Annotated in this window: 3 protein-coding genes; 2 read left to right on the top strand and 1 reads right to left on the bottom strand. The window is 47.3% G+C overall.

Annotated features, from left to right (window positions below):
* The first annotated feature begins 238 nt into the window (after positions 1-238).
* Both QZT18_RS23260 and rbr read left to right on the top strand, forming a co-directional pair.
* Positions 239-1,162: a DMT family transporter gene (locus QZT18_RS23260; protein WP_294152097.1), complete on the top strand. Its 924-nt coding sequence runs from the start codon at positions 239-241 to the stop codon at positions 1,160-1,162.
* A 191-nt stretch (positions 1,163-1,353) separates the two neighbouring features.
* Positions 1,354-3,402, top strand: coding sequence for a rubrerythrin (gene rbr, locus QZT18_RS23255; RefSeq protein WP_294152095.1), 2,049 nt, complete (start codon positions 1,354-1,356; stop codon positions 3,400-3,402).
* Between the two features lie 173 nt (positions 3,403-3,575).
* Here rbr and QZT18_RS23250 read toward each other — a convergent pair whose 3' ends face one another.
* A complete protein-coding gene (locus QZT18_RS23250; RefSeq protein ID WP_294152093.1) occupies positions 3,576-4,883 on the bottom strand; it encodes a Na+/H+ antiporter NhaC family protein in 1,308 nt (435 codons plus the stop codon).
* Positions 4,884-5,613 lie beyond the last annotated feature (730 nt).

Genomic DNA, 5,613 nt, shown 5'->3' with positions numbered 1-5,613 from the left:
ATCCCGAACCCCGACCGTCCCGGCGGCGTTCTCATTCCTCAATTAAATCCCCATTCCACAAATAATAACCCGCCGTTTCCCACTCCGCGACAACCGCAGTCTGTTCGCGCTATACCGTCCGGATTTTTGCAGAATCCGTTCAGGGTCGAAAAACAGGACTTCCTGTGATATACTCAGAATAGAAAAAGCAATTCAAAGCAGTTCTTACAATATAGCAGAAAGCGGGACGGAAACTGAAATGGAACATAAGATACGCAGCGCAAAGTTTATGAATGTAACGGCAATGGCAGCCTTTGGAACCATCGGTATTTTTGTGGCGCAAATTCCTCTTTCCTCGGAGGAGATTGCTTTTTTTCGGGCCGCAATTGCAATCGCGGTGATTTTTGCCTGGCAGCTTGTCAGGGGAAGGAAATTCCATCTTCCAGGCAGTAAGAAAAGCCTGATTCTCCTGATGGTATCCGGGGCGATGATCGGTTTTAACTGGATTTTTCTTTTTGAGGCATACCGTTATACTTCGGTTTCCGTGGCAACGCTCAGCTACTATTTTGCCCCGGTGATTGTGACGGCGGTCTGTCCGTTTCTGTTTCATGAGAGGCCGTCCCTCCGCCAGATGATCTGTTTTATTTTCTCCACGGCCGGACTGGTGCTGGTGATTTCGGCGGGCGGCTTTTCAGGAGGCAGCAGCAATATTACAGGCGTGGGATATGGACTGGCTGCCGCAGCCCTGTATGCAGGAATCATCCTCATCAATAAATCGCTGCCGGACATAGAGGGGATTGACAGGACGTTTCTGCAGTTTATCGTCGGACTGATTGTCATGTTTCCGTATGTCCTGTTTAAATCGGGTTTTCACGTGGCGGAGGCGGGGGCGTTTGGAATATTAAACCTCCTTATCCTGGGCGTGGTACATACCGGAATCGGATACTGCCTTTATTTTTCCTCGTTAAAAGACTTAAAAGGCCAGGAGGCCGCGATCCTGAGCTACATTGATCCTCTGGTGGCATGCCTCATGTCCGTATTTGTGCTGGGGGAAACGATGAGTCTGATGCAGATTGCGGGAGGCCTTATGATTCTCGGATTTACGCTCTACAATGAGCTGGGAGGAGCATACGGCAAGACGGGAAGAAAAGTGAAAGACACGGCAGCCGGAAGGAACCGGTAATATGTGGTTCGTTACTGTTCACAGTCCTGCTGAAAGGCGCAGTTCTGTGAATAGTAACTTTGGTTCAAATAAAAAGGTTAGAATAAAAAAAAGGTTACTTGACAAATAAGAAAATTATGGTAAAATAAAAACAGTAATAATTATTGATATTGAAATGCCACAAACGTTTCGATGAATTTCAGGAGGTGTAGATGAATCATTTACCAATGAACGTGCGCGTGCCCATTGAGAAAGACAACCCGTCCATCAGCAGAGATGAAGAGCTCTGTATCAAGTGCGGCCAGTGCAGGGATATCTGTACGGACTACATAGGAGTCCACGGGACTTATACTCTGGAGCAGACGGGAGGAACGGCGGTCTGTATCAACTGCGGCCAGTGTGCCAACGTCTGTCCGGTGTCCAGTATCACGGAAAAATACGAATATCACGATGTTAAAAAAGCGGTTCTGGACCCGGAGAAGATAGTGATATTCAACACCTCGCCGTCGGTGAGGATTTCGCTCGGTGAAGAGTTTGCCATGGAAGACGGAAGCTTTGTCCAGGGAAAGATGGTCGCCCTTCTTCGGAAACTGGGCGCCTCCTATGTGCTGGATACCAACTTTGCCGCGGATCTTACGATCGTGGAGGAGGCCAGTGAGCTGATTGAACGTATTACAAAGAAGACCAGGCCGCTTCCCCAGTTTACAAGCTGCTGCCCATCCTGGGTGAAATATGCGGAAACCTATCATCCGGATATGCTGCCGCACCTGTCGACCGCCAAAAGCCCAATCGGGATGCAGGGGCCGACGGTCAAGACATATTTTGCAAAGAAGATGGAGATTGACCCGAAAAAGATTGTTAATGTAGCCGTAACACCGTGTACCGCGAAGAAATTTGAGATTCGCAGGGAAGAGATGAATGCGGCGGCACAGTATCTGGGCATTGATGATATGCGCGATATGGACTATGTAATCACGACCAGGGAGCTGGCTAAGTGGGCGAAGGAAGAAGACGTTGATTTTGCCGCACTTGAGGATTCATCTTATGACAGACTGATGGGCGAAGCGTCGGGAGCCGGCGTAATCTTCGGCAATACCGGAGGCGTTATGGAAGCGGCCCTGCGGACTGCCTATGAATATATTACCGGTGAGAAAGCTCCGGCCGTTCTTTACGATTTGGAACCGGTAAGGGGAATGGAGGATGTCAAGGAGGCCCAGGTGACCATAAAGGGAATCGAAGTGAATGTAGCCGTTATTTACGGAACAAAGGCTGCCTCCCGATTTATTGATAGAATAAAAAATGGCGGTAAGGAATACCATTTCATAGAAGTGATGACCTGCCCCGGAGGATGCATCGGAGGCGGAGGGCAGCCAAAGGGCACGCTGTTAAAGGGCGATGAACTGCGGAAAAAGAGGATTGCCGGCCTGTACCGGAAGGACAGCGGCATGGAACTGCGCACCAGTCATGAGAACCGGGAAATCATTGAACTTTATAAAGAATTTTACAAGGAACCGCTCAGTGAGCTGGCGGAGCAGATGCTGCATACCGGCTACAGAGACAGAAGTGAAGATTTAGGAGGAAAAAATATGAACAGTTCAGTAAAATACCGTTGTACAATCTGTGGATACATCCATGAGGGAGAGCTTCCGGAAGGATTTACCTGTCCGGTCTGTCATCAGCCGGCTTCCGTATTTGAGAAGATCGAAGAAAAGGCGGAGAACCCGGAAAATAAATATGCGGGAACCAAGACGGAGAAGAACCTGATGGAAGGTTTCGCAGGCGAGAGCCAGGCAAGGAATAAGTATACATATTTCGCCATGATTGCCCAGAGAGAGGGCTACGAGCAGTTGGCCGACATTTTCTTAAAGACAGCCAGAAACGAGCAGGAACATGCAAAACTCTGGTTTGAGGCGCTCGGACATCTGGGAACAACCGCGCAGAACCTGCTGGCGGCCGCAGAAGGTGAGAATTACGAATGGACCGATATGTACGACCGTTTTGCAAAGGATGCGGACGAGGAAGGTTTCCCGGAGATGGCGGAGTTATTCAGAAGAGTGGGAGCAATTGAGAAATCCCATGAGGAGCGTTACCGCAAGCTGCTTCACAATGTCGAGATGCAGCAGGTCTTTGAGAAAGCGGAAGAGAGTATGTGGGAGTGCCGTATCTGCGGACACCTTGTAATTGGAAAGAAAGCTCCGGAAGTATGCCCGGTCTGCAAATATGCCCAGAGCTATTTTGAAATCAGGAAAGAGAACTATTAATTAAAAAGAACAGCGGCGTCCTCATCAGTGCATATGCCTGTGAGTCGCCGCTGTTTTATTGGGTGGCAATGAAAAGTTCGCAAAGCGTGCTTTTCGTTGTTTTGACCGGCAATGTAAGTCCATATAGCGATCTTCATTGTCTTATTTCAATATTCAGTTTTTAATAGTTCAGATTAAAGGATCATTCCCCCGATGAATCCTGCAATCGCCAGTGGGATATTGTAGAAGAAGAAGGTTGGAACACAGGTATCCCATATATGATCATGTTGTCCATCTGCATTAAGTCCGGACGTCGGCCCCAGCGTACTGTCCGAAGCAGGAGAACCGGCATCACCAAGAGCGGCTGCACATGCAATAAGGCAGGCGGTAGCTCCAGGGCTCATATTCATTTTCATACACATCGGAACGTAGAACAGAGCAATAACAGGAATTGTTCCGAAAGAAGTTCCGATACCCATGGTGATCAGAAGACCAATAATAATCAGTATGGCGACGAACATTGCCTTGCTATTCCCCAAGATAGCCAGCGTTGCATCGATCAGAGTATCAACGGCGCCTGTCTGATTTACTACATAGGCGTAACCACCTGCAATCAACATGATAAATGAAACCATACCCATTAACCGGATACCTTCGGCGATTGTTCCGTCACTGTTTTTAAGCTTGATAGCTCCGCCGAGAACCATGATAACGATTCCGAGCAGTGCGCCCAGAGGCATGGAATCCCAGTATAACTGACCGAATAAAACGCCTGCGATGGCAACTAAAGATACGATATGGTCTTTGTTCATGTGGATTGCTTCACCCTCGAGAGAAACTCCCTCCAGAGCGATATCCTGATAATCTCTTGGTTTACGGAAGAACCACCATGAGGCGATCAGACCGCAGAGCATACCACCGCCAAGAATAATTGTATGCGGCCATACTTCTATCATCTGCATCGGCATACCGTTGGCCGTCATATTCTCGGCTACGATGCCCTGGAAGATAACGCCATATCCAAGAGGAATGGTAACATAAGGCGCTACCAGACCGAACTCAGTCACACAGGCAGCCTGACGACGGTCGATTTTCATCTTGTTCATCATTAAAAGCAGCGGCGGAAAGAGAACAGGGATGTAAGCAATATGTACAGGAATAATGGTTCCTGAGATAGCGGCGCAGAACACAAGGGTCAGCAGTAAAATCCATTTACGTTCTTTAACAACCGATGCAATCCATCTGGCCAGAATTGTTGCCAGGCCTGTTTGAGCCAGGGCGGCGGCAAATGTTCCCAGAAGCAGATATGCTATGGCATTTGTTCCGTTGCCGTTAAGGCCTGTAATGATTCCCCCCATAATGTCGGCCGGTCCCATGCCAGCCGCAAATCCTGCCACCATGGCTGAGATAAGCAACGACAAAATAACATTGAGCTTACACAGACACAGCACGCACATCACGATGACTGAGAGCGTAACCGGGTTACTAATAATTTCCCACATAAGTAAAACCTCCTATAGTTTTTACTTAGTATATTATGAGGCCGTCGATAAAATAACGAAAAGAACCGGATGTTTAATCACATTTAGACACTTTGCCGTATCGACACTTTATCGACGGTTTACGACGTTTTTTAGGGGTGGCATTGGAGGGAGTTGGGCTTGAAAATAAATGCGCATTTCAGAATGATTCAGTGGTGTTGTTTCTTATATTAAGGGAACAACCGGTATTAAGGGAACAGCCGGCTCAGGGGATTCAAGATTACAAAATAAAAGGAATGTGAAATAAAAGGAATGCGAAATACAAGGAATGCGAAATACAAGGAATGCAAAATGAAAGAAAGTAAAGAGAGAGCCTGACGGACTCGCGTAAGGAACCGCATAAAGGACTAGCCTGACGGAATGAACGGCGGATTGGGGGATTACCGCATAGGGACGGCAGGATAGCATGATGGAATGAAAGCGGCCTTATATGCGGCAATACGGCATTCTTCGTCAGCAGATTTTAAAACATAACACCCGTCTTAAATCGTCACAAATAAGGTCAATTACGGTCGCTTTAAATAGAAATTAAAAAAGTTTGAAAAAAAGGTTGACTTTTCCTTTGCGGTTTGTTATTATAATACTCGCCCTTGCAAAACGGGGCAGCAAATCAAAACAAAGATTTGAAAAAAATGTAAAAAGTTGTTGACAAACAAAAGCAACTGTGATAAGATATAAAAGTTGCTGCTGA

This window comes from uncultured Clostridium sp., assembly GCF_900547735.1.
GTDB lineage: Bacteria > Bacillota > Clostridia > Lachnospirales > Lachnospiraceae > Otoolea.
This window is presented reverse-complemented; position numbering and strand designations above follow the sequence as displayed.